Source organism: Terrabacter sp. P5_B1 (assembly GCF_056400505.1).
Map to the genome: position 1 here is coordinate 1 of NZ_JBFULD010000387.1, position 3,590 is coordinate 3,590.

General features: G+C 70.1%; 2 protein-coding genes. Both read left to right on the forward strand.

What is annotated here, in order from left to right:
* Positions 1-157 precede the first annotated feature (157 nt).
* Positions 158-2,497, forward strand: a complete 2,340-nt coding sequence (locus AC1DP0_RS19665; RefSeq protein ID WP_478087820.1) for a glycoside hydrolase family 31 protein — start codon at positions 158-160, stop codon at positions 2,495-2,497.
* Between the two features lie 147 nt (positions 2,498-2,644).
* The coding region (locus AC1DP0_RS19670; RefSeq protein WP_478087822.1) for a cation diffusion facilitator family transporter at positions 2,645-3,590 on the forward strand (946 nt) is incomplete at its 3' end.

A 3,590-nucleotide genomic window follows, 5' to 3' on the forward strand; every position in this document is an offset into this window, starting at 1 on the left:
GTGCTACGGGTGCTGCGGGCGTCGGGGAGGTCACCGGCCGTGACGGGCGCCCCCGTGCGGCACCCACAGGTGGGTCCGCCGAGGGTCGGGAGCGCCTGAGGCGCTGAAGCGCGCACCGGTGGTCGTCTCCGTCGCCCTTCTTTGACAGGGTGGGCGCATGAGGACCGACCACTTCATCCGATTCGAGCACGTCGACTCCGTCGAGGAGGCCGAGCACGGGCTGCTGGCCCGGTTGCACGGCGAGCTGCTGCGCATCGACGCGGTGCGCCCCGACGTGGTGCGGGTCCAGCTGAGCCGCGGCGGGTCGTTCGACCCCAAGCCGACGTATGCCGTGTGCGTCGACCCGATCGCGGGCGACCCCGACGAGCCGGTGACGTGGCGTGCAGAGGCCGTGGATGTGGACGGGAAGGATGCCTGGCGGCTCGTCACGGACGAGCTCGTCGTGACCCTGTGGCTCGACCCGTTCCGCGTCGACGTGCACCGCACCGACGGGTCGGTCGTCGTCGAGTCGGTGCCGGACTCGGAGGGCCGCTACTGGACCTACGCGACGCTCAACGACGCGTGGACGACGCGCCGCCGGATCGGGCGCGACGACGCGATCTACGGCCTCGGCGAGAAGGGCGGCCACCACAACCGGCGCGGGCGCGACTTCACGATGTGGAACACCGACGTCCTCAACGAGCACGCGACGGCCGAGTTCCGCGCCGGCCGGGACGCGGACGACCCGCGGTCCGACATGACGAGCACCGAGTTCGACCCCTACTACGTGACGATCCCGTTCTTCTACCAGCGCGACGCCACGACCGGCACCGCTGTCGGCTCGTTCGTCGACAACGGCTACCGGGGGGAGTACGAGTTCAGCCGCGACGACGAGTACCGCGTCACCTTCCACGGCGGGCAGTGGACGGAGTACGTCTTCGCCGGCCCGTCGATGGCGAGCATCCTCGAGCGCTACACCTGGCTGACCGGCCGTGCGTCGCTGCCGCCCATCTGGGCGCTCGGCTACCACCAGTGCCGCTGGCACGCGTACTCCCAGGCGGACGTCGAGCGCAATGCGCAGCGCTACCGCGACGACGAGTTCCCCTGTGACGGCATGTGGCTCGACATCGACTACATGGACGGCTATCGCGTCTTCACGTGGGACTCCTCGCGCTTCCCGGACCCGGCGGGCATGCTCAAGGGTCTGTCGAACCAGGGCTTCCGGACCATCTCGATCGTCGACCCCGGCGTCAAGCACGACCCGGGCTACGCGGTCTACGACGACGGCCTCGAGCAGGACGTCTTCTGCCGCACCGAGGGCGGTGACACCTACATCGGCCAGGTCTGGCCGGGCAACACCGCCTTCCCGGACTTCGCGACGCCCGAGGCGCGCTCGTGGTGGGGGGCGCTCAATGCCAAGCACGTCGAGTCGGGTCTGGCGGGCATCTGGAACGACATGAACGAGCCCGCGACCGGCGAGATCGCCCCGCAGGCGATGCTTTTCGACAAGGGCCGCGCCAAGCACGAGCGCTACCACAACCAGTACGCGCTGCTCATGGCGATGGGCACGATCGAGGGCCTCCGGGCCGCTCGCCCCGAGGCCCGCACCTTCATCCTGTCTCGCGCCGGGTTCGCAGGCATCCAGCGCTACGCGGCGAACTGGATGGGCGACAACCAGGCCCGCTGGGACCACCTCTGGGTCAGCATGCCGATGGCGTGCGGCTTCGGCCTGTCCGGCCAGGCCTTCGTCGGCGCCGACATCGGCGGCTTCCAGGGAGACACGAACCCGGAGCTCTTCCTGCGCTGGATGCAGATGGGCGCGCTGACTCCCTTCTGCCGCAACCACTCCGAGATCAACAACATCGACCAGTACCCCTGGTCGTTCGGCCCCGAGATCCACGACCTCGCGCGTGAGGCCGTGCGGCTGCGCTACCGGCTCATGCCCTACATCTACTCCGCGTTCGTCCGCGCGACCGAGACGGGCGAGCCGGTGCAGCGGCCGCTCGTCCTCGACCACCAGGACGACCCGGCCGTCGTCGACCTCGACGACCAGTACCTCTTCGGCCGCGACCTGCTCGTCGCGCCGGTGACGGAGCAGGGCCAGACGTCGCGCACGGTCTATCTCCCTGCCGGCGACTGGTTCGACTGGCACACCGGCGAGCTGCACCCCGGCGGCCAGCGGATCACCGTCGAGACGCCGCTCCAGCGCATCCCTCTCTTCGCCCGCGCCGGTTCAGCGATCCCGATGTGGACCGAGGCGCCCGCGTCGACCGACGGCTACCGACCCGAAAGCATCGAGCTGCACGTCTTCGACCCCGTCGTCGACGGCCGCTGGGAGTCGGTCCTCGTCGAGGACGACGGCCTCACGGTTGCCGCCGAGGCGCCCGAGCGCCTTACGACGACCGTCGTCGTCACCCGTGCCGGTGGCGAGGTCTCGGTCGAGCACTCGACGTCGGGACCCGGGTATGCCGGCCACGCCCGGACGCGCTTCGACGTCGTGCGCCACATTGCGGCGTAGCGCGAGCCGGATCTTGGGACGGCGCCGAACGGCATACGCCCTCATCGGGTATGCGGTTCGGTGCCGCTCGAGCGGCCCCTGAGCTGCCCATGGGCGGCCCTTGAGCTGCCCTTGAGCAGGTGACCCCCGAACGGAAGACTGGCGAGCATGGCTGAGAAGGCGGAGAACGAGCAGGGCCAGAAGAGCGAGAGCCTGCTCACCGTCCTCATCGCACTGGCGATGAACGCGCTCATCGCACTGGCGAAGTCGATCGTCGCGGTCATCACCGGGTCGGCGTCGATGGTCGCGGAGGCCGCGCACTCGTGGGCCGACGCGGGCAACGAGATCTTCCTGCTCGTGGCGGAGCGCCGCGCCGGCCAGCCGCGCGACGCGACGCACCCCTTCGGCTACGGCCGTGAGGCGTACGTCTGGTCGATGTTCGCGGCCTTCGGGCTCTTCGGCGCCGGCGCGGTCGTGTCGGTGTGGCACGGCATCTCGGCGCTCGGGCACGAGGAGCCGGAGACGTCGTACACATGGGCGTATGCCGTCCTCGCCATCGCCTTCGTGCTCGAGGGCGTGTCGTTCTTCCAGGCGACGCGACAGACGCGAGCCGAGGCGCGGACCCGTGGCCTGCGACCGTTGAAGTTCATCGCCAACACGTCGAACCCGACGCTGCGCGCGGTCTTCGCCGAGGATGCTGCGGCGCTCGTCGGTCTCGTCATCGCCGGTGTCGGCATCGGGCTGCACCAGATCACGGGCAACGCGGTCTGGGACGCGATCGGCTCGATCCTCGTCGGCCTGCTGCTCGGGGTCGTCGCGATCTTCCTCATCGGCCGCAACCGCGACTACCTCGTCGGACAGGCGGTGCGGCCGGAGCTGTGGCGGCAGGCGTTCGACGACCTGAGCGGTAGTGACGAGGTCGAGCGGGTCACCTTCCTGCACCTCGAGTTCGTCGGGCCGGGGCGGGTCTTCCTCGTCGCCGCCGTCGACCTCACCGGCGACGACCCGGAGGCGAAGGTCGCCGACCGGCTCGCTGCGCTCGGGCACCGGATCGAGGAGCGCGAGCTCGTCGAGCTCGCGATGATCACCCTGTCGAAGACGGACGCACCTACCC